Below are 18,899 nucleotides of genomic sequence, written 5' to 3' on the forward strand. Positions count from 1 at the left end.
TCTCAGGCCTTGGAGAGGCTGCGCAGCGCGGCACGCAGCAGGGCGCCCACGTCGGGCGCGTCGCCGGCGTCGGGCGCGACGGCGTCGACCGCCTTGTCGGCGTCCTTGGCGTTGTAGCCGAGACCGACCAGGCCCTGGTGCACCTGGTCGCGCCAGGCGTCGGCCGACGGCCGGGCGCCGGCGACCGGGGCGCCGGTGGGCGCGCCGATGCGGTCCTTGAGCTCGAGGATGATCCGCTGCGCGCCCTTCTGACCGATGCCGGGGACCTTGGTGAGGGTCTTGACGTCGTCGCCGGCGATCGCCGTACGGACGCCGTCGGGCGAGAGCACCGCGAGGATCGCCTGGGCCAGCTTGGGACCGACCCCGGACGCGGTCTGGACGAGCTCGAAGAGGACCTTCTCGTCCTCGTCGGCGAAGCCGTAGAGCGTCAGGGAGTCCTCGCGGACGATCATGGACGTCGGCAGCGTCGCCTGGGCGCCGGTGCGCAGCTGGGCGAGCGTGCCCGGCGTACACATGAGCTCGAGGCCGACACCACCGACCTCGACGACGGCGCTGGTCAGGCTGAGTGCGGCCACCTGGCCACGCACGAAGGCGATCATCGGGCTCCTCCGGGGATGCGAGAGCGGGTCGGTCGGGCGGCGGCGAGCGCGGCGTCGATGCGCGCCTGGCTGCCACCGCGCCAGATGTGGGTGATGGCGAGCGCGAGCGCGTCGGCCGCGTCGGCCGGCTTGGGCATCGCGTCGAGGCGCAGGATCCGGGTGACCATCATGCCGACCTGGGCCTTGTCGGCGCGGCCGTTGCCGGAGACCGCGGCCTTGACCTCGCTCGGCGTGTGGAGCGCGACCGGCAGCCCGCGCCGGGCCGCGCACACCATGGCGATGCCGGCGGCCTGGGCGGTGCCCATGATCGTGCTGACGTCGGAGCGGGCGAAGATCCGCTCGATGGCGACCGCGTCGGGGCGGTACTCGTCGAGCCGGGCGTCGATGCCCTTCTCGATGGTGACCAGGCGCTCGGGGACGGCGAGGTCGGACGACGTCCGCACGACGCTCACGTCGACGAGGCTCAGCGGCCGCCCGATCGAGCCCTCGACCACGCCGAGGCCGCAGCGGGTCAGCCCCGGGTCGATCCCGAGCACGCGCACGTCAGCACCTTTCGTCCGAACATGTGTTCGGAACGAAACTACTACCCCTCCGCGCGAGAGCCGACGCCGACACGCGACGCACCGGGCACTCAGTCCTCGATCTGGTCGAGCACCTCGTCCGGGATGTCGGCGTTGGAGAAGACGTTCTGCACGTCGTCGAGGTCGTCGACCGCGTCGACCAGCTTGAACACCTTGCCGGCCGCGACCGGGTCGGCGACGGGGATGTCCATGGAGGCGACGAACTGGACCTCGGCGGAGTCGTAGTCGATGCCGGCCTGCTGGAGGGCGGTGCGGACGGCGACGACGTCGGTGGCCTCGGACTGGACCTCGAAGCTGTCGCCGTGGTCGTTGACCTCTTCGGCACCGGCGTCGAGGGTGGCCTCGAGGACGTCGTCCTCGGAGACGTCCTTGCCGTCCTGGGCCTTGGCGACCATGACGACGCCCTTGCGGGTGAACAGGCGCGAGACCGAGCCGGGGTCGGCCATGGTGCCGCCGTTGCGGGTGACCGCGGTGCGGACCTCCATCGCGGCGCGGTTGCGGTTGTCGGTGAGGCACTCGACGAGGAGTGCGACGCCCTGGGGGCCGTAGACCTCGTACATGATCGTCTCGTAGTCGACGCCGCCGCCCTCGAGGCCACCGCCGCGCTTGACCGCGGAGTCGATGTTCTTGTTGGGGACCGACTGCTTCTTGGCCTTCTGGATGGCGTCGTAGAGGGTCGGGTTGCCCGTCGGGTCGGGGCCGCCCATCTTGGCCGCGATCTCGATGTTCTTGATCAGCTTCGCGAAGAGCTTGCCTCGCTTGGCGTCGATCGCGGCCTTCTTGTGCTTGGTGGTCGCCCACTTGGAGTGGCCAGACATCAGTCCCTCTTCTACGTCGACAGTCCACGGCTGCTCGAAACAGCCGATGCAGTCTATCCCTGCGCCCGAACCCCGCTGCTCGCCACCATGTCCACGAACAGCCGGTGCACCCGGCCGTCGCCCTCGACCTCGGGGTGGAAGGACGTCGCCATCAAGTGCCCCTGCCGTACGGCGACCGGGTGTCCCTGAGCCCGGGCGAGCACCTCGACCGACGGGCCGGTCGCCTCCACCCACGGTGCCCGGATGAAGACCGCGTGCACCGGCGCGTCGAGCCCCTCGAAGGGCAGGTCGGCCTCGAACGAGTCGACCTGGCGGCCGAACGCGTTGCGGCGGACGGTGACGTCGAGGCCGCCGATCGTCTCCTGGTCGGCGGTACCGCCCTCGATCCGGTCGGCGAGCAGGATCATCCCGGCGCAGGTGCCGAAGGTCGGCATCCCGCCCGAGATCCGCTCGCGCAGCGGCTCGAGGAGCTCGAAGGTCCGCGCCAGCTTGGACATCGTCGTCGACTCGCCGCCGGGCAGCACGAGGCCGTCGCAGCGGGCGAGCTCGGCGGGCCGTCGTACCGGGAAGGCGTCGGCGCCGAGGGCGGTCAGGGTCTGCAGGTGTTCACGGACGTCGCCCTGGAGGGCGAAGACACCGATGGCGGGCACGGCGCAGAACGTTACGGCACGACCGTGCAGGTCTTGCTACCGCCGTTCCCCTGGTAGTTCGCCTGGTTGGAGACGGCCGACTGGACGCCGTTGACGATGGCGACGAGCTTGAAGTTGCCGGCCTCGTTGTTGATCGCGACCGTGGCGCCGGAACGGGCGGTGCCGGGGAACGTCGTGACCCGGGTGCCGCCGGGGTTGACGCTGTAGACGACCGCGAACGAGTCCGGGTTGCCGGGGCCCCAGGTCCAGTTCAGGTTGTAGGGGCTGCTGCCGTTGGTGGTGGTGCAGGGCGCGACGAGGACGGGCGCGGCGGGCGGCGCCACCGTGGCCCGGCTCGCGGTCGCGGTAGCGGAGGCCGAGTCGGTCCAGTACGCCGACGTGAAGGCCCACGGCACCTGACCCGAGACGCCGAGCGCCCCGCCGAGCGCGAGTGCGGTCGCGACGCCCGCCGGCGCCACGAGCCGGGAGCCGCGCGAGCGCGCCGGACGGTCACCGCCGCCGGGGCGCGGCCCGAAGCCCAGCCAGAGCAGGCCGAGGACGCCGAGGCCGGTGGCGGCCAGACCGAACGGGCTGGCCGCGAGGTCGAGGACGTAGCCCGCGTAGGGCACGCCGGCGACGACACGGTCGGCGGAGGCCACCTGGTAGGTCTGGGCGTCGGTGACGTCGTTGGCGTCGCCCCGCAGGGTCAGCACGCTCCGCTCGCCCCGGTGCTCGACGGCGAGCACCCGGTGGGTGACCCGGTCGCCGCGGGCGTCGCGGACGCTGACGACGTCGCCGACCGCGATGTCGGCGGCCGGGACCTCGTGGGCGATGCCGAGCGCGCCCGCGTCGTAGGTGGGGCTCATCGAGCCGGACGTGAACACCAGCGGCGTCACGTCGAGCAGCCGCCCGGCGAGGAGGGCGAGCAGGCAGAGGGCGCCGAGCACCCCGCCGGTCCACAGGAGCGCTTCGCGGCCGATCCGCAGGGTCTTGGTCATCACGGCACCTGCGTCGCGGGGAAGGTGAGGGTCAGGTTGGCCTGCGCGCCGGAGGTCACGCTGGCCCCCGACGGCAACCGCACCTCGACGCACATGCTGTGCGCCTGGGTGGGAGCCAGGGTCGCCCCGGCCGGCTGGTCGAAGCCGTCGAGCGTGGCGTTGGCACCGCCGACGAGCGTGCCGCCGGAGCAGGTCGTGCCGTCGGAGGTACCGCCGCGGCGCACGGTGACCTGGAGCGCGGCGGCGAGATTGCCGCCACCGACGTCGGTCGCGGCCATCTGGATGCGATAGGAGAAGGACGCCGCGCCCGCGCTGTTGTTGGTGACCGGGAGGGTCGCCGAGCGGGAGGTCCCGGGCACGATCGCGTTGAGCGGGAACGAGGACCAGGTGTAGGTCTCGGGCTTCACCCGGACGTTGGCCGCCAGGTCGATGTGCAGCGCGCCGGTGCTGAAGCTGACCCCGGGCACACTCCCCTGGTCCCGCCAGTACGCCGACGTGGTCACGGCCCCGACCCCGACGAGCAGGCCCGCGGAGAGCAGGGCACGGGTGCGGCCGCGCCCGAACCAGCCGGTCATCGCGCCTCACCCCCGCTGGTCCGGCCGCGGCGGACCAGCGCCAGGCCGGCGCCGACCAGACCGGCGGCGAGCCAGACCAGTCCGGAGGTCACGCCGGCGCCCGTCCCGGGCAGGCCCTCGCTCTCGCCACCGACCGCTCCCCCGTCACCGGGACCACCGGCACCCTCGTCGACACCGCCGACGTCGCCGTCCTCGGAGAGCCGGAGCCGGACCCGGAAGGGCACGTCGGAGAGCTGCTGTGACGTCGACTCCGCGGCGAACCGGGCGCGGACGCTGACCTTGGTCCGGGCTCCACGGGCGACCTCGAGGGCCGTCGCCGCGCGGGTCCGGCCGATGCCGACCGGTACCCAGGAACCGCCGCCCACCCGGGCCTCGACGGTGAGCGCGTCGGAGGCGAGCAGCGCATCGGGGTCGCCGGCCACGACGTTCACCGTCAGCACGCCGGCGGAGGGTCCGTCGTTGCGGACCAGGAAGGAGCGGGTCTCGACGTCGCCGGGGACCAGCCGGAGGCCGGGCTCGAACAGCGGTGCGCCGAGGTCCGCGCTCCAGGAGACGCCGTCGCGGCTGAGCCCGAGCTCGTCGTCGGCATGGGCCGGCGCGGCGGGCACCACCAGCGCGACCGCCGCGACGGCGGCGGCGACCGGGGCGAGGCGTCGGATCACGAGGAGGCTCCTGGAGGCGAGGGGCGGAGGAGGTCGAGCAGGACGATGAGGAGCAGGAGGCCGACGAGGACGCCGCCGGCGGGCAGTGGCGGGGCGGACCCGGTGGTCGCTGCCCCGGCGACGGGCACCCGCACCTCCGGGACGAGCGGCCGGACCTCGGCCTCGTCCGCGGGACGCCGCTTGCGGCGGCGATCGCGGACGGCACCGACGAACATGAAGACCGCGTAGCCCACCAGGGCCCCCGACACGACCAGCACGGCGGTCTGCCGCTGGCGCCCGGTGAGCACGTTGTTGACGTAGCCGAGGTACGGCACGGCGTACCAGAGCCGGCCCCGGACCTGGACCTCGCGCACCGGCGCGGGGTCCGCGGCGCCGTTGGCATCGCCCCGGGTGGTGAACACCTTCTCGCCGTCGAGCCGGTTGCCGATCGCCGTGACCCGGTGGGTCACGACGGTCGAGCGACCGGACTCGCGCTGGTAGGTGATCACGTCACCGGCGCGGATGTCGTCGGTCGCGACCGGCTTGACCACCACCAGGGTCCCTGGGGGGAAGTCCGGTCGCATCGAGCCGGTCATCACCGTGTACGGCGTCGACCCGCTCACCCGCGGCACCACGACGGCGAGCGCCAGCACGCCCGCGACGAGCAGGATCACCGACCAGGCCAGGACCTGGGTGACCCACCCGAGCGCGGAACGCATGACGCTCGCGCCGGATCAGTGGTTGTTGTTCTGGGTCAGGGTGACCGTGATGTTGTCGAGCGTGGCGGACTTGAGCTGCGTGTCGTTGCCGTTGACGCTCGTCGTGCCGTAGGGGAAGTCGATCTTGATCGTGGCGACCAGGTACTTCCCGTTCTGACCCGTGTTCACGGTGCCCGGGACGGCGACCGGGTTGGTCGCGCCGGCGGCGTCGTCGGCCACGACGTACGTCGCGCTGACCGGGACGGACTCGGTCGTCGCGACGGACTCGAGCGTGCCGGTGAGCGCCAGCGAGGTCGGCGTGGTCAGCGTCGCCTCGAGGTGGGCGCCGCTCGCGGCGATCTGGAACGAGCAGACCCGGGTCAGGCTGTCACCGGGGACCAGGAGCTGGCTGCCGTAGGCGGCCTCCTTGCCGGAGACGCCCTTGTCGAGGATCCAGCCGCCGCAGTTGTCGTTCTCGAGCGACAGGTTGCCGGTCGAGATCGACGTGCCACCGACGGTGCCGGTGTCGGTCCAGTAGGCCAGCGTGCCCGCGCCGCCCATGAGGAGCACGGCTGCGGCACCGGCCGCGAGCGCACCCTTCGTCGACTTCTTCATGTGTGCCACCTTCGGATCGGTGGTCCCGAGCGACCGGAGGAGCCGGTGGCTCCAGGCCGCCGGCGGTACACACGACCAATGACCGAAAGGTGCTGCAGTTACGGATGGGGTGAGGATCCGGGTGAAGTTTTACTTTCCGCGGCCGGCCCGGGTGAGGACCGGCCGCGGCAGGTCACCAGCCGCGCTCGGCGAACTGGATCGAGCGGGCGGGCTCGTCGACGTTGATGCCGACCATCGCCTCACCCAGACCACGCGAGACCTTCGCGACCACATCAGGGTCGTCGTGGAAGGTCGTGGCCTTCACGATCGCCTCGGCCCGCTGGGCCGGGTTGCCCGACTTGAAGATCCCCGAGCCCACGAACACACCCTCGGCGCCGAGCTGCATCATCATCGCCGCGTCCGCCGGGGTCGCGATCCCGCCGGCGGTGAACAGCACCACCGGGAGCTTGCCGGTCCGGGCGACCTCGACCACCAGGTCATAGGGCGCCTGGAGCTCCTTGGCCGCGACGTACAGCTCGTCCTCGGCCTGTGCGCCGAGGCGGCGGATCTCGGCGCGGATGGTGCGCATGTGGGTCACCGCGTTCGACACGTCACCGGTACCGGCCTCGCCCTTGGAGCGGATCATCGCCGCGCCCTCGGTGATCCGGCGCAGCGCCTCGCCCAGGTTGGTCGCACCGCACACGAACGGGACCGTGAAGTTCCACTTGTCGATGTGGTTGGCGTAGTCGGCCGGGGTCAGCACCTCGGACTCGTCGATGTAGTCCACACCCAACGACTGCAGGACCTGGGCCTCGGCGAAGTGCCCGATCCGGGCCTTGGCCATCACCGGGATCGAGACCGCCGCGATGATGCCGTCGATCATGTCCGGGTCGCTCATCCGCGACACCCCGCCCTGGGCGCGGATGTCGGCCGGGACCCGCTCCAACGCCATCACCGCGACCGCGCCGGCGTCCTCGGCGATCTTGGCCTGCTCAGGGGTGACCACGTCCATGATCACACCCCCCTTGAGCATCTCGGCCATGCCGCGCTTGACCCGGGTGGTGCCGTGCTCCTGCTGCTCGCTCATGGCCCTGAGTCTAGGGCCTCCCGAACGGTGTTCAGGAATCGGTCTCGCCCTCGGGGGACGCCGCCGCGGCGGCATCGAGGGCGAGCGCCTGCCGGCGTACCTTCAGGACCCGGAAGATCACCGTGTACGTGCTGGCCGCGGCGAGCGCCCAGAGCGTGACGTGCATGAGGATCGGCAGGTCCAGGAGCGCCCCCAGACCGGTCATCACGAGGATCGAGACGAGGCGGTCGGCGCGCTCGGCGATGCCGCCCTTGGCGTCCATGCCGAGCGACTCGGCGCGGGCCCGGGCGTACGACGTGACCGAGCCCATCACCAGGCACCACAGGGTCACGCACAGGTAGAGGTAGCTGTCGCCCTGGTTCGCGCCGGTGCCGGCGAAGTAGAGGGCGAGACCGCCGAAGATCGCGCCGTCGCCGATCCGGTCGAGCGTGGAGTCCCAGAACGCGCCGAACTTGGAGACCCGGCCCATCTCGCGGGCCATCCGCCCGTCGATCAGGTCGCTGAAGACGAAGGCGGTGATGAACAGGACGCCGATGAGGAGCTCACCGCGCGGGAAGAAGATCAGCGCGCCGGCGCTGACGCCGAGCGTGCCGACCAGCGTCACCGCGTCGGGGCTGATCCCCAGCCGGATGAACAGCCGCACGAACGGGTGCAGGATCGTGCCCGCCCAGAACTCCTTGAAGCGTTCCAACACGGGTCAGGAACCTACTCGATGGTCCCGACAGCGGCCCTATCGCCAGGCGGCGGCGAGGAGGTCACGGGTCTCGCCGAGCAGCTGGGGCAGCGTCTTGGTCCCGCCGATCACCGTCATGAAGTTGGCGTCGCCGGACCAGCGCGGCACGACGTGCTGGTGCAGGTGACCCGAGAGCGAGCCGCCGGCCGCTCCCCCGAGGTTGAGCCCGACGTTGAAGGCGTGGGGCTGGGAGACCTCGCGGATCGTGCGCAGGGCCGCCTTGGTCAGCGCGGTGACCTCGTCGGTCTCGGCGTCGTCGAGGTCGAGGTAGTCGGCGACGTGGCGGTAGGGCAGCACCATCAGGTGCCCCGGGTTGTAGGGGTAGAGGTTGAGCACGACGTACGCCGTCTCGCCGCGCACCACGACCAGGTCGTCGTCGGTCGAGGTCGCGGGGTCCCGGGTGATCCGGCAGAACGGGCACGCCGGCCGGGGCTCGACGTGGGCGGGCCGGTCGGCCTCGCCCTCCTCACCGCGCACGTAGGCCATCCGGTGCGGCGTCCAGAGCCGCTCGAGGCCGTCGGGGGTGTTCACTCCTCACCTCCGGGCTGGAGCGCCTGGAGCAGGTCCGCGACGGGCAGGTCGGGCAGGTTGAGCCCGCGCGAGAGCGCCATGCCGTTGATCTGGAGCCAGATCGACTCGGCCAGGATGTTGATGCACGCCTCGATGCCGGGCTGGCGCAGGTCGCGCTCGAGCCAGCGCCGCACGGCCGCGAAGACCGCGCCGATCATGCCGAAGACCCACGGGTCGAGGGCGGCCTTGTCGTCCTCGCTCAGCTCGACGCCGAGCGCGGCGACGACGATCGCCATGATCCCCTCGATGCCCTCGGCGACCTGCTCGACGGCCTGGCCCAGCGGACTCGGGCCCCAGCCGGACAGGTCGCGCTCGGCGAACCAGTAGAGCGTCGGGTGCGCCTCGGCCCACCGCACGAAGCTGCCGACGATGCGGTGGATGATCTGGTCCGGCGTGCCGTCGTAGGACAGCGCGGGGAGCAGCTCGTTGCCGACGTTCTCGCAGATCTGGCGCTGCACCGCGCGGTCGAGGTCGGAGCGGTCCTCGAAGTGCCGGTAGATGACCGTGCGGCTCATGTTCGCCTCGTCGGCGACGGCCTGGACCTGGACGTCCTCACCGGGCGCCTGGCTCTCCAGGACGGCGATCGCCGCGTCGATGATGACCTGGCGGCGCACCTGGTTGTGCTCCTGCCAGCGTCGGCGCCGTCCGTCGAGCACCTCGGGGGCGACGTCGTCCGAAGTCATTGGCAAACCCTCTCACGTCCTCCCGGCGACGCCGGGCTCAGGCGAAGCGGTGGAACCAGCGGCCGAGGTCGGCGGCGATCCCGTCACAGGTCACGTTCTGGTCGCGCTGCGCCTCGACCCACTGCCCCAGCACCGCGGGGCCGCCCTGGATCGACCAGTCGTCGCCGCAGCGGCGCAGGGCCTCGGCGCGCGAGGTCTGGCCGGCGGCCCGCCACTCGGGCACCCCGCCGAGGGTGAAGTCGCCGACGACGGTGCGGTAGAGGTGGGGCGTGGAGTAGACGCCGATCCGGAAGCCCGCGTCGACGTAGCCGCGCGCGGCCCCCTCGATCACCGCGGCGTTGGCCGTGAGGTCGGTGCTCCACTCGAAGAGCGGCACCGGCTCGACGTCGATCCACACGATCGGGCTGACCAGGCCGACCTGGCCCATCGTGCCGACGTTGAAGCGGGCCTGCTGGTAGCCGACGTTGCGCAGCCGGCCGAGCTTGGTCGCCGCGTCGAAGGGCCCGTCGGCGCCGTACTCGTCGAGCTGGGCCTTGCTGGGATAGCTCGACACCGCGTAGACGGAGACGAGGACGTCGTTGTCCTTGACCCAGGCGACCTGGTCCTTCAGGCACGGGTTGGGCGTGAAGCCGGGGCCGTTGGTGAGCCCGAGGACGACGTACTGCGCGTCGGGCAGGGGCATCGGCAGTCCCTGGCCCTGCTTCTGGGGGATGCCCGTTCCCCGGGGGCACTGGGGCCAGCTCACGTCGCCGCCGAGGACGTTGCCGTCGCGCGGTGCGATGGTGCTGCCCGCGCCGCGCTCGGAGGCGAGGTCGCCGGCACGCTCCTCAGCCATCTTGGCCAGGTCGCCGGCGTCGGTGCCCGGGTCGCCGGCGTCACCGCCGGGCAGCGCGCTGTCGGTGGTCTCGGCCACCGTGGGCGTGGGTGACGGCGGGCGCGCGGGCGCCGCCGAGTCGTCCCCTCCGCCGCAGCCCGCCAGCACCGCCGTCGCGAGGACGGCGGCGCCGGCGAGCGCAGCGCGGCGCAAGGGGGTCACGCCCTAGACCTGCTCGTGGCTCGCCACGGCCGCCACGACGCGCTCGATCGCCTCGGCGATCGGGACGCCGTTGTCCTGGCGGCCGTCGCGGTAGCGGAAGCTGACCGCGCCCTTGTCCACGTCCTCGCCACCGGCGATGAGCATGAACGGGATCTTCTGCAGCTGGGCGTTGCGGATCTTCTTCTGGAAGCGGTCGTCGGACTCGTCGACCTCGACCCGGATCCCCCGCGCCTTGAGCTGGTCGGTGATCTCGTAGAGGTAGTCGGTGAAGGTGTCCGCGACGGGGATCCCGACGACCTGCACCGGCGCGAGCCACGGAGGGAAGGCGCCGGCGTAGTGCTCGACGAGGACGCCGAGGAAGCGCTCGATCGAGCCGAACTTCGCCGAGTGGATCATCACCGGCTGCTGCTTGGAGCCGTCGGGCGAGGTGTACTCCAGGCCGAAGCGCGCGGGCTGGTTGAAGTCGTACTGGACCGTGCCCATCTGCCAGGTGCGGCCTATGGCGTCCTTGGCCTGGACCGAGATCTTGGGGCCGTAGAACGCCGCGCCGCCCGGGTCGGGCACGAGGTCGAGCCCGGACTCGGCGGCGACCTGCTCGAGGACCGCGGTCGCGACCGCCCAGTCCTCGTCGCTGCCGACGAACTTGTCGGGCTTGGAGTCGTCGCGGGTCGAGAGCTCGAGGTAGAAGTCGTCGAGCCCGAAGTCGCGCAGCACGCTGAGCATGAAGTCCAGCAGGTGCTTGACCTCGGCCGGCGCCTGCCCGGGGGTGCAGTAGGAGTGCGAGTCGTCCTGGGCGAACCCGCGGACCCGGGTCAGGCCGTGGATGACGCCGGACTTCTCGTAGCGGTAGACGCTGCCGAACTCGAACAGGCGCAGCGGCAGCTCGCGGTAGGAGCGCCCGCGGCTGCTGAAGATCAGGTTGTGCATCGGGCAGTTCATCGCCTTGAGCTGGTAGTTCGCGCCCTCGAACTCCATCGGCGGGAACATCGTGTCGGCGTAGTACGGCAGGTGCCCCGAGGTGTGGAACACGCCGTCCTTGGTGATGTGCGGCGTGCCGACGTAGGAGAAGCCCTCCTCGATGTGCCGGCGGCGGACGTAGTCCTCCATCTCGCGCTTGATCACGCCACCCTTGGGGTGGAAGACCGGCAGGCCCGAGCCGATCTCGTCGGGGAAGCTGAACAGGTCGAGCTCACGGCCCAGCTTGCGGTGGTCGCGGCGCTCGGCCTCCTCGAGCCGGTGCAGGTGCTCCTCGAGCGCCTCCTTGCTCGGCCAGGCGGTGCCGTAGATGCGCTGGAGCTGCTTGTTCTTCTCGTCGCCGCGCCAGTAGGCCGCGGCGCTGCGCATCAGCTTGAACGCCGGGATCCGCTTGGTGGTCGGCAGGTGCGGCCCGCGGCAGAGGTCCTTCCAGGCCACCTCGCCCTTGCGGTTGATGTTGTCGTAGATGGTCAGCTCGCCCGCACCGACCTCGGCGCTCGCGCCCTCGGCCGCGTCGGCGGCATTGCCCTTGAGGCCGATCAGCTCGAGCTTGTAGGGCTCGTCGGCCAGCTCGACCAGCGCGTCCTCGTCGGTGGTGACCCGGCGCTCGAAGCGCTGGTTCTCCTTGATGATCTTGCGCATCGCGGACTCGAGCTTGACCAGGTCCTCGGGCACGAACGGGGTCTCGACGTCGAAGTCGTAGTAGAAGCCGTCCTGGATCGGCGGGCCGATGCCGAGCTTGGCGTCGGGGAAGACCTGCTGCACGGCCTGGGCGAGCACGTGCGCGGTCGAGTGGCGCAGGATGTCGAGCCCGTCGGGGCTGTCGATCGCGACCCCCTCGACCTCGTCACCGTCGGCGAGCTCGTAGGACAGGTCCTTGAGCTGGCCGCCGACGCGCGCGGCGATGACGTCGGCGTCGTCCCGGAACAGCTCCCAGGCCTTCGTGCCCGTGGTGACCGTCGAGTCCTGGCGCGCATCGGCAGACAGAACGGCGACCTTGATCTCGGACACGGAGGTGCTCCCTTGGGTGGGGTGGATGGGTACGGCCGGCCGGCCGCGTGTCGATCGTACCGAGCGGGCGACCGCCCGTGCGCGGGAGTAAGGGACCGGGCCGTCCACGGCCGCCGGGATCGCTCAGGCCGCGTGGTACGGCTCGACCGACAGGAGCTCGATCGACCGGTTCACGCAGCCCGTCGTCGGGTGGGCGGCGTAGAGCGAGTGGGTCTCGTTGGGCGGGTAGATCCGCAGCCCGTCGACGGCCACCGGGTCGCAGTCGGCACGGGAGTAGTTCTCGGCCCGGGTCTCGCGCAGCACCTGCACGGCGGCCTCCCCCGGCTCGAGCGTCAGCGTCTCGACCTGGTCCTCGTCGACCCGGGTGGCGGGCGCGCCGATCTGGGTGCCGTCGCCGCCCCCGACGTAGGACACCCCGCCGAAGCCGCCCGTCGTGCAGGTCTGGTCGCTGCTGTTGGTCAGCACCACCTCGGTGTACTGCGAGCCGGCTGCTCCCCCGCCCTCGGCCGGGCGCACCAGCAACGAGAGCTGGGCCGCCGTGCAGGCCTGGGGGCCGGCCGCCGACTCGCTCGCGCCGGCGCTCATCCGCTCGCTGCTGCCGCTGGCCGGGGTGCCGGAGCCGGGGGACGTCGTACCGCCTGCGGGGGTGGCGCCGTCCCCGCCGTCGTCGGTTCCGCAGGCGCTGACGACGAGGGCCAGGGTGCACGTCAGGCCCGCCAGCAGGGCGAGCCGGTAGGAGGACCTCATGTCTCACGACGGTAGCGCGTCCCCCGAGACGCCGTGCGGGTTCAGCCGTCGGCCGCGTAGGTACCGGGCGTGCTGCCGAACGTACGGCGGAAGACGTCGATGAACGCGCTCGCCGAGGACCAGCCGCACCGGTGCGCGACGGTGGTGACCGGGGTGCCCTCGGCGAGCAGCACGAGCGCGCGGTGCAGGCGCAGCTGGGTCCGCCACTGCGGGAACGTCATGCCCAGCTCGCTGCGGAAGAGCCGGGAGAGCGTGCGGTCGCTGGCGCCGACCGCGCGGCCGAGGCCCGCGAGCGTCCGGTCGTCGCCCGGGTCCGCCTGCAGGAGGTCGCAGACCGCGAGCAGCACCGGGTGCGCGGGCATCGGCAGGTGCAGGGGCTGCTGCGGCGAGACCCGGAGCTGGTCGAGGAGGACGGCGCGCAACCGGCGGCGCTCCGGGGTGTCCACCTCGGCCTCCTGGGTGCAGGCCACGATCAGCTCGCGCAGCAGCGGCCCGACGCCGAGCACCGCGGGCGAGGTCAGGCCCAGCGGGTTGACCGTCGTCGGCAGGCCGAGGAAGTGCAGCTCGACGCGACCGTGGGCGCGGTGCGCGTGGACGGTGCCCGCGGGCACCCAGATCGCGCGGGTGGCGGGAGCGACCCAGGTGCCCCGGTCGGTCGTCACGGTGACGACGCCGCGGCCGGCGTACGCGATCTGGTGGTCGTCGTGCCGGTGCGCGTCGATCAGCCCACCCGCTGCGAGCGAACGGGTCACCGTGGGGGCGATCGGGGTGTGGCGGATATCCGGCATCAGGTGGCAGAGTATCGGAAGCGGGCCACGCCCGGAGCGGCCGACGATGGAGCGTGAGATCCCCACGAACCATCGGCCTGCTCGCCCTCGGGCACGCGTGCGTCGACATCTACCAGGGCGCGGTCGCCGCGCTCGTCCCGTTCTTCATCGCCGAGCGCGACTACACCTACGCCGCGGCGTCGGGCATCGTGCTCGCCGCCTCGCTGCTCTCCTCGATCGCGCAGCCGGTCTTCGGAGCCCTGACCGACCGGTGGGCCCTGCCCTGGCTCGTGCCGGTCAGCACCTTCGTCGGCGGCCTCGGCATCGCCCTCAGCGGCGTGAGCGGGTCGTACGCCCTCACGCTCGGGTTCGCGGCCGTGTCCGGCATCGGCGTGGCGGCGTACCACCCGGAGTCGGCGCGGCTGGCCCGGATCGCGAGTGCGGGCAGCCACCGCGCGATGGCGCTGTTCTCGACCGGCGGCAACATCGGCTTCGCCCTCGCGCCGCTGCTCGTCGCCGCCTTCGTGGCGACGGGCGGGCTGGCGCTGACGCCCTTCCTGGTGCTGCCCGCCCTGGCCGGCATCGCGGTGACGCTGCCCGTGCTCAGCACGCTGGCCCGGCGGCGCGCGGCCGGGAGCGAGGAGCACCTCCCCACCGGCCCGGACGACGTCGCCTCGTTCGTGCGCCTCTCCCTCGCCGTGGTCTTCCGCTCGATCGCCTTCGTCGGCCTCAGCACCTTCATCGCGCTGTACGCCGACCAGCGGATCGGCGGCGTCCCCGCAGCCGGCACCGTCGCCCTGTTCGTGCTCTACGCCGGCGGCATCGTCGGCTCCCTGGTCGGCGGCTCGCTGGCCCACCGCTGGGACCGGGTCACCGTGTCGCGGTGGTCCTACGGCCTCAGCACGCTCGCGGTCGCCGGCGTCGTCGTGGTGCCGGGCCCACCGATGTACCTGTTCGTCGCGCTGACCTCGATCGGCCTCTACGTGCCGTTCTCGCTCCAGGTCACGCTCGGGCAGGACTACCTGCCCTCACGGGTCGGCACCGCCAGTGGCATCACGCTCGGCCTGACCGTCAGCATCGGCGGCCTCGCCAGCCCCGCGATCGGCGCGCTGGCTGACGCCACGAGCCTGCAGGTCGCGCTCGCCCCGCTCGCGCTGATGCCGCTGCTCACCTGGGCGCTCTACCGGACCCTGCACGACCCGGCGCCTCCGCAGCAGCCGGCCGCGCCGTCCGCCGAGCTCTCCCCTGCGGCGCCCTAGCGACCGGCCGCGGAGACGCATCAGGCCCCTGCTCCGCCTTACGGCGGGCCAGGGGCCTGATCTCTCCGGTGGGCGATACTGGGTTCGAACCATCAGACTTGGTAGTCTCGCCCCATGCGCCCGAACAGGCAGAACATGCCTCTGACCTGCATAAACTCAGGCCACCTCGGAGACCGAGCGATACCCAACGATTCCCGTTGGTAGCATGCGGCATAGCAATCTCGTAGCACGTCGAGGGTTACTGGAAAGGGGCCAGTCGTGGCAGGGAAGTCAGGGGCACGAGGCTTCGGCCGTGCACGCAAGCTGCCGTCTGGTCGATGGCAAGCATTCTACGGCGACCCGCACGGCGCCACGCGGATCTCGCGCACCGGCAAGGCGACACCGGTGCGGCACACCGCACCCACCACCTACGACACCCGCGAAGACGCCGAGGCGTGGCTGACCGACGAGCGCCGGCTCATCTCGGCGGGGACCTGGGCGCCCCCTGCAGTCCGTCGGGCCGAGCGCGACGCAGCAGCGCGCGCCTCCACGTTCGCCTCGTTCACCGACTACGCCACGGCATGGATCGAGGAGCGCCGCGTCAAGGGTCGCCCGCTCGCAGCGAAGACCCGCGACCACTACACCGACCTCCTGGGCCGCTACCTCACCCCGGCCTTCGGGACGTTGCCCATCGACCAGATCACGCCCGAGGTCGTGAGCGAGTGGTACGACGCCTTCAAGCCGGCAGGCAGCCGCAAGGGCAACCGCGCCAAGGGCAAGGACGCCGGCGCAACGGCCCGGGCCCACACCTACTCGTTCGGCCGGGCCGTGATGAACACCGCCATCAGCGCGCACGGCCCGCTCGTCGGGCGCGTGAACCCGTTCGCGATCCGCGGCGGTGGCTCCTCCCCCGGTCGTCGACGCGAAGAGTTGGCGACTGCGGAGGAGGTCAAGGTCATGCTGGCGACCATCCGCCCCGACTGGCGCGCGCTCATCGAGCTCGGGCTGTGGACCGGCCTGCGCTACGGGGAGATCGTTGGCCTGCGACGTGCCGACATCGACCTGACCCGCCGGGTGGTGCGCGTCCGATACTCGATCGCACGAACGAAGAGCGAGGGCGTGATCCAGAAGGGCACTAAGTCCGACGCCGGAGAGCGCGACCAGCGCATCCCCGCGAACCTGGTCCCGGTCCTCCTCGATCATCTCAAGAACCACGTCGCGAAGGGCCGCACCGCCCTGCTGTTCCCGTCAGCCACTGGGAAGCACCTGGCGCCGTCGGCGTTCTACGGCAAGCCGCTCAAGTCGGGTGGCAACGGCTGGTACGCCGCACGCGAGGCTGCGGGGCACCCGTCGCTGCACTTCCACGACCTGCGGGCAACCGGCGCCACCCTGTTCGCCCAGCAGGGAGCCACTGAAGCCGAGATCATGGCGTGGCTGGGCGACTCGACTCCCCAGGCAGCACAGCGCTACGTCCGCGCGGCCCGGTCCCGGATGGACATGCTCACCAACAAGATGAGCGAGGTCGCCACCGCGGGAGAGTGGTAGGCCGGAGACGAACCTCCGAGGCGGAGACTCAGCCCTGCAAGTCCCAGGTCATCTTGCAGTTGTCGCAGGTCAGGCGGGTGACGTGCCCCTTCTTGGTCACTCCCACGACGGCGACCGAGGCACCCATGGTCACCATTCCACCCAGCAGCCGCGTTGCCGATAGGCGCTTGTCCTTCTTGAAGTGCCGCACCGTGACGCCTCCCGGCTCCTGACAGAACTGGCACACGATCTTCTTCTGGGCCTCGACGCGTTCGTCGGCCGCCTTCATCGCCCGTCCGACAATGCCCCGGTTCTTCGGATCCTGCGCCCTGGCCGGACTCGCAGCCGCACCGGGCTTCGACCCAGCCGGCTTCCGCTTCTGCTTCTTCCGAAGCTGTCCGGTCCAGGCGTTCCCGTCCCAGTATTGCTCCTTGTCGCGCAGCGCATTGTGGGGGTACCAGCCTGGCGGCGGCGGAGGTCGATCGTCGTTCATGCTCGGGCACGATACGCCTGCTCAGAGCCCCCGGCCTGTCGGTTGGGGAGATCTCAGTCGGCGTCGGGTCGAGTTGCGAACACGTCGCTCGACTCGCCATGCCCCCCACCGCCGTGACCCCTGCCGCCACCGCTGGCCGAGGGTCATCCCACCTCGACAGACCGAGCCCTCTGACACAACTTGTCGCCAACTGCCCCGACGTGCTGACATGATCGGTAGCGAAACTCCGTCTCGAGGAAGGCCCGGACCCCATGGCCGAACGCCCCATCGTCAGCGAGAGCGACCTGCAGGTCCTGGACAGCATGGACGCCGTCGAGCTGGGTCAGCGGATCCGGCAGGCACGCCGAGCGCGCGGCCTCACGCAGCGCGAGATCGCCGAGCCAGAGTTCTCGGTGCCCTACATCTCCCGGATCGAAGCGGGAGAACGCCGGCCCAGTACCGCTGCGCTTTCGCACTTCGCCAGCCGGATGGGGATGACGCTCCCGGAGCTGATGCGCCAGGACGGCGAGGTCAACGTCGGGCTGCAGGATGCGCTGGCACGACGGGTAGCGATCGCCACCTCTACCTGGCTGCGCTCCCCCTCCGACAAGTCGGCCCACGACGCCATGACCGACGCCGTGGCCCTCTGGGATCTGGCAGTATCGGGCAACTCTTGGCGATAATCAAGGGCTGACATTTTCTGACAAGTCAGGTCAGAATCATCCCATGATGGAGGGGATGGGGTTGTTCGCCGCCGCGGGTATCCGCATTGTGCCCGTGGAGGACTTCGCTCCGGGCGCGGTCCTGGTGTCGGAGTTCAAGATCTTGTTGGTTGACACCGACCTCACGACCGAGGAGCGCCACCGCGTGGCGTGCGAGTTCCTTCCCGCTGCGATAGCGCTCGGCCGGCCGTCGTCCTGAGCTTGAGATCGCGCTCCTCGCGGCCTCGCTCCTTCGCTGCGACGCCTTGGAGCTCTGAAATCCAAGCGCGCGGGTCCTTGCCCAGCGCCATGGCAATCCGGACGAGCTGCTCGACATGGACCAACCGAGGCTCCGACGTCCTGGAGAGCAGGTTGGCCAGCGTGCTTCGAGGAATCCCGGAGTCCTCGGCGAGCATCTGCTGGGTGACCCCCGAGGACTTGTCGAACGCATCCCGAATGAGCTCGAGAGCGCGCAAGTTGACCGCTCGGCCCGCCTGTTCCTTTTGTCCCATGTCGGGACAGTATCCCATTCTGAACATCGAGGGCTAGATCCCTTGCGCGATGTCCCATTCTGAACTAGCGTTCCCACTGTGTCCCATTCTGAACTCGACCTTCGTGAGGCAACCGCCGGCGAGGTCCGCGCCGCCAGGGCCAGGAAGCAGATCTCGCTGGATGTGCTCAGCGAATCGTGCGGGATCGCGAAGTCGACCCTGTCCGCGAAGCTCCGGGGCCTGACCGACTTCACCGTGCCGGAGCTGATCGACATCGCGATGGCGCTCGGCGTCTCGGCGGCCGATCTCCTCCCGCCCGCGGCTGCCGAGGACGCCGCATGAGCACGGGCCCTGACAACGCTCGCATCAGCCTGCAGGACGCAGCCAGCGTCCTCGGCGCCTCGGTGAAGACGGTCCGACGGTGCATCGCGGACGGGTCGCTGCCCGCTGAGCGGATCAAGGGCTCGCACCTGATCCGGGTAAAACGATCCGATGTCGAAGCGTTGCTGACGCCGGTGCCGACCGTCGATCGCTCGGGTGCGTCATGAACACGGCTACTCCCCCGCGCCTGGGTCGCGCGACTTTGCTCGTGTCGGCTGGTGTTGTGCTCGGTGTCGCGGCCACGCGTCGCGCGCGCCGCGTGGTCCGGTTGAAGCAGAAGCAGTACGGGCTCCACGAGGGCCTGGCGAAGCTCGACGGCCTCGGGGAGCATCTCGATGCTCTCCTAACCC

General features: G+C 71.2%; 25 protein-coding genes. 6 read left to right on the forward strand and 19 right to left on the reverse strand.

What is annotated here, in order from left to right:
- Window positions 1-2: 2 nt before the first annotated feature.
- The 17 genes from ruvA to M0M48_RS10390 form a co-directional block, all read right to left on the reverse strand.
- Window positions 3-599, reverse strand: a complete 597-nt coding sequence (gene ruvA / locus M0M48_RS10310; protein ID WP_215815687.1) for a Holliday junction branch migration protein RuvA — start codon at window positions 597-599, stop codon at window positions 3-5.
- Window positions 596-1,141, reverse strand: a complete 546-nt coding sequence (gene ruvC / locus M0M48_RS10315; RefSeq protein ID WP_257751057.1) for a crossover junction endodeoxyribonuclease RuvC — start codon at window positions 1,139-1,141, stop codon at window positions 596-598. Before ruvC ends, ruvA begins: the two co-directional genes overlap by 4 nt.
- An 89-nt stretch (window positions 1,142-1,230) precedes the next feature.
- Window positions 1,231-1,998 carry a YebC/PmpR family DNA-binding transcriptional regulator gene (locus M0M48_RS10320; protein WP_215815685.1) on the reverse strand — a complete coding sequence of 256 codons (768 nt, stop codon included), beginning with the start codon at window positions 1,996-1,998 and terminating at the stop codon, window positions 1,231-1,233.
- A 53-nt stretch (window positions 1,999-2,051) separates the two neighbouring features.
- Window positions 2,052-2,648 carry a pyridoxal 5'-phosphate synthase glutaminase subunit PdxT gene (gene pdxT / locus M0M48_RS10325; protein ID WP_215815684.1) on the reverse strand — a complete coding sequence of 199 codons (597 nt, stop codon included), beginning with the start codon at window positions 2,646-2,648 and terminating at the stop codon, window positions 2,052-2,054.
- Window positions 2,649-2,659: 11 nt separating this feature from the next.
- The gene (locus M0M48_RS10330; protein ID WP_257751058.1) at window positions 2,660-3,625 is read right to left on the reverse strand and encodes a signal peptidase I; all 966 of its coding nucleotides are present in this window, start codon (window positions 3,623-3,625) and stop codon (window positions 2,660-2,662) included.
- Window positions 3,625-4,200, reverse strand: coding sequence for a SipW-dependent-type signal peptide-containing protein (locus tag M0M48_RS10335; RefSeq protein ID WP_215815682.1), 576 nt, complete (start codon window positions 4,198-4,200; stop codon window positions 3,625-3,627). The genes M0M48_RS10330 and M0M48_RS10335 overlap by 1 nt, the downstream gene beginning before the upstream one ends.
- Window positions 4,197-4,862: a hypothetical protein gene (locus M0M48_RS10340; protein WP_257751059.1), complete on the reverse strand. Its 666-nt coding sequence runs from the start codon at window positions 4,860-4,862 to the stop codon at window positions 4,197-4,199. The genes M0M48_RS10335 and M0M48_RS10340 overlap by 4 nt, the downstream gene beginning before the upstream one ends.
- Window positions 4,859-5,560, reverse strand: coding sequence for a signal peptidase I (locus M0M48_RS10345; RefSeq protein ID WP_257751060.1), 702 nt, complete (start codon window positions 5,558-5,560; stop codon window positions 4,859-4,861). The genes M0M48_RS10340 and M0M48_RS10345 overlap by 4 nt, the downstream gene beginning before the upstream one ends.
- A gap of 15 nt (window positions 5,561-5,575) precedes the next feature.
- A complete protein-coding gene (locus tag M0M48_RS10350; protein ID WP_257751061.1) occupies window positions 5,576-6,154 on the reverse strand; it encodes an alternate-type signal peptide domain-containing protein in 579 nt (192 codons plus the stop codon).
- A gap of 172 nt (window positions 6,155-6,326) precedes the next feature.
- Window positions 6,327-7,220, reverse strand: coding sequence for a pyridoxal 5'-phosphate synthase lyase subunit PdxS (gene pdxS / locus M0M48_RS10355; protein WP_257751062.1), 894 nt, complete (start codon window positions 7,218-7,220; stop codon window positions 6,327-6,329).
- A gap of 31 nt (window positions 7,221-7,251) precedes the next feature.
- Window positions 7,252-7,914 carry a phosphatidylinositol phosphate synthase gene (gene pgsA, locus M0M48_RS10360; RefSeq protein ID WP_215816197.1) on the reverse strand — a complete coding sequence of 221 codons (663 nt, stop codon included), beginning with the start codon at window positions 7,912-7,914 and terminating at the stop codon, window positions 7,252-7,254.
- Between the two features lie 36 nt (window positions 7,915-7,950).
- Complete coding sequence (locus M0M48_RS10365) at window positions 7,951-8,439, reverse strand: HIT family protein (protein ID WP_215816203.1); 489 nt, start codon at window positions 8,437-8,439, stop codon at window positions 7,951-7,953.
- A 41-nt stretch (window positions 8,440-8,480) separates the two neighbouring features.
- The gene (locus M0M48_RS10370) at window positions 8,481-9,206 is read right to left on the reverse strand and encodes a TetR/AcrR family transcriptional regulator (protein WP_215816196.1); all 726 of its coding nucleotides are present in this window, start codon (window positions 9,204-9,206) and stop codon (window positions 8,481-8,483) included.
- Window positions 9,207-9,243: 37 nt separating this feature from the next.
- Complete coding sequence (locus M0M48_RS10375; protein WP_257751064.1) at window positions 9,244-10,242, reverse strand: hypothetical protein; 999 nt, start codon at window positions 10,240-10,242, stop codon at window positions 9,244-9,246.
- A 3-nt stretch (window positions 10,243-10,245) separates the two neighbouring features.
- On the reverse strand, window positions 10,246-12,228 hold the full coding sequence (gene thrS, locus M0M48_RS10380) for a threonine--tRNA ligase (protein ID WP_374584526.1): 1,983 nt from the start codon (window positions 12,226-12,228) through the stop codon (window positions 10,246-10,248).
- A gap of 123 nt (window positions 12,229-12,351) precedes the next feature.
- Entirely contained in the window at window positions 12,352-12,975 is a 624-nt protein-coding gene (locus M0M48_RS10385; RefSeq protein ID WP_215816194.1) for a DUF4232 domain-containing protein, read from the reverse strand.
- A 41-nt stretch (window positions 12,976-13,016) separates the two neighbouring features.
- Window positions 13,017-13,763 carry an AraC family transcriptional regulator gene (locus M0M48_RS10390; RefSeq protein WP_257751065.1) on the reverse strand — a complete coding sequence of 249 codons (747 nt, stop codon included), beginning with the start codon at window positions 13,761-13,763 and terminating at the stop codon, window positions 13,017-13,019.
- Window positions 13,764-13,816: 53 nt separating this feature from the next.
- Between M0M48_RS10390 and M0M48_RS10395 the strand changes: the two genes are divergently transcribed.
- Window positions 13,817-15,001, forward strand: coding sequence for an MFS transporter (locus M0M48_RS10395; protein WP_257751066.1), 1,185 nt, complete (start codon window positions 13,817-13,819; stop codon window positions 14,999-15,001).
- A 384-nt stretch (window positions 15,002-15,385) separates the two neighbouring features.
- Window positions 15,386-16,525, forward strand: a complete 1,140-nt coding sequence (locus tag M0M48_RS10400) for a tyrosine-type recombinase/integrase (protein WP_257751067.1) — start codon at window positions 15,386-15,388, stop codon at window positions 16,523-16,525.
- A gap of 28 nt (window positions 16,526-16,553) precedes the next feature.
- Here the strand turns inward: M0M48_RS10400 and M0M48_RS10405 are convergent, their stop codons facing one another.
- Window positions 16,554-16,997 (reverse strand): DUF2510 domain-containing protein, encoded by a 444-nt coding sequence (locus tag M0M48_RS10405; RefSeq protein WP_257751068.1) that lies wholly within the window; start codon window positions 16,995-16,997, stop codon window positions 16,554-16,556.
- 251 nt (window positions 16,998-17,248) lie between these two features.
- On the opposite strand from M0M48_RS10405, the gene M0M48_RS10410 reads away from it, so the two are divergent.
- Window positions 17,249-17,659, forward strand: a complete 411-nt coding sequence (locus M0M48_RS10410) for a helix-turn-helix domain-containing protein (protein WP_257751069.1) — start codon at window positions 17,249-17,251, stop codon at window positions 17,657-17,659.
- A 43-nt stretch (window positions 17,660-17,702) separates the two neighbouring features.
- Window positions 17,703-17,897, forward strand: a complete 195-nt coding sequence (locus tag M0M48_RS10415; protein WP_257751070.1) for a hypothetical protein — start codon at window positions 17,703-17,705, stop codon at window positions 17,895-17,897.
- Here the strand turns inward: M0M48_RS10415 and M0M48_RS31055 are convergent.
- Window positions 17,821-18,216 (reverse strand): helix-turn-helix domain-containing protein, encoded by a 396-nt coding sequence (locus M0M48_RS31055; protein WP_374584532.1) that lies wholly within the window; start codon window positions 18,214-18,216, stop codon window positions 17,821-17,823. The genes M0M48_RS10415 and M0M48_RS31055 overlap by 77 nt on opposite strands.
- A 51-nt stretch (window positions 18,217-18,267) precedes the next feature.
- Here M0M48_RS31055 and M0M48_RS10420 point away from each other — a divergent pair, with 51 nt between their 5' ends.
- Window positions 18,268-18,510 (forward strand): helix-turn-helix domain-containing protein, encoded by a 243-nt coding sequence (locus M0M48_RS10420; RefSeq protein WP_257751071.1) that lies wholly within the window; start codon window positions 18,268-18,270, stop codon window positions 18,508-18,510.
- The gene (locus tag M0M48_RS10425) at window positions 18,507-18,716 is read left to right on the forward strand and encodes a helix-turn-helix domain-containing protein (RefSeq protein WP_257751072.1); all 210 of its coding nucleotides are present in this window, start codon (window positions 18,507-18,509) and stop codon (window positions 18,714-18,716) included. The genes M0M48_RS10420 and M0M48_RS10425 overlap by 4 nt, the downstream gene beginning before the upstream one ends.
- Window positions 18,717-18,899 lie beyond the last annotated feature (183 nt).

The organism is Pimelobacter simplex, assembly GCF_024662235.1.
Lineage (GTDB): Bacteria > Actinomycetota > Actinomycetes > Propionibacteriales > Nocardioidaceae > Nocardioides.

Coding starts and splice junctions, on each gene's coding strand:
- ruvA (WP_215815687.1), bottom strand. CDS start 599: ATGATCGCCTTCGTGCGTGGCCAGGTGGCCGCACTCAGCCTGACCAGC.
- M0M48_RS10320 (WP_215815685.1), bottom strand. CDS start 1,998: ATGTCTGGCCACTCCAAGTGGGCGACCACCAAGCACAAGAAGGCCGCG.
- M0M48_RS10330 (WP_257751058.1), bottom strand. CDS start 3,625: ATGACCAAGACCCTGCGGATCGGCCGCGAAGCGCTCCTGTGGACCGGC.
- M0M48_RS10335 (WP_215815682.1), bottom strand. CDS start 4,200: ATGACCGGCTGGTTCGGGCGCGGCCGCACCCGTGCCCTGCTCTCCGCG.
- M0M48_RS10345 (WP_257751060.1), bottom strand. CDS start 5,560: ATGCGTTCCGCGCTCGGGTGGGTCACCCAGGTCCTGGCCTGGTCGGTG.
- M0M48_RS10350 (WP_257751061.1), bottom strand. CDS start 6,154: ATGAAGAAGTCGACGAAGGGTGCGCTCGCGGCCGGTGCCGCAGCCGTG.
- pdxS (WP_257751062.1), bottom strand. CDS start 7,220: ATGAGCGAGCAGCAGGAGCACGGCACCACCCGGGTCAAGCGCGGCATG.
- M0M48_RS10365 (WP_215816203.1), bottom strand. CDS start 8,439: ATGGCCTACGTGCGCGGTGAGGAGGGCGAGGCCGACCGGCCCGCCCAC.
- M0M48_RS10370 (WP_215816196.1), bottom strand. CDS start 9,206: ATGACTTCGGACGACGTCGCCCCCGAGGTGCTCGACGGACGGCGCCGA.
- M0M48_RS10385 (WP_215816194.1), bottom strand. CDS start 12,975: ATGAGGTCCTCCTACCGGCTCGCCCTGCTGGCGGGCCTGACGTGCACC.
- M0M48_RS10390 (WP_257751065.1), bottom strand. CDS start 13,763: ATGCCGGATATCCGCCACACCCCGATCGCCCCCACGGTGACCCGTTCG.
- M0M48_RS10405 (WP_257751068.1), bottom strand. CDS start 16,997: ATGAACGACGATCGACCTCCGCCGCCGCCAGGCTGGTACCCCCACAAT.
- M0M48_RS10410 (WP_257751069.1), top strand. CDS start 17,249: ATGGCCGAACGCCCCATCGTCAGCGAGAGCGACCTGCAGGTCCTGGAC.
- M0M48_RS10415 (WP_257751070.1), top strand. CDS start 17,703: ATGATGGAGGGGATGGGGTTGTTCGCCGCCGCGGGTATCCGCATTGTG.
- M0M48_RS31055 (WP_374584532.1), bottom strand. CDS start 18,216: ATGTTCAGAATGGGATACTGTCCCGACATGGGACAAAAGGAACAGGCG.
- M0M48_RS10425 (WP_257751072.1), top strand. CDS start 18,507: ATGAGCACGGGCCCTGACAACGCTCGCATCAGCCTGCAGGACGCAGCC.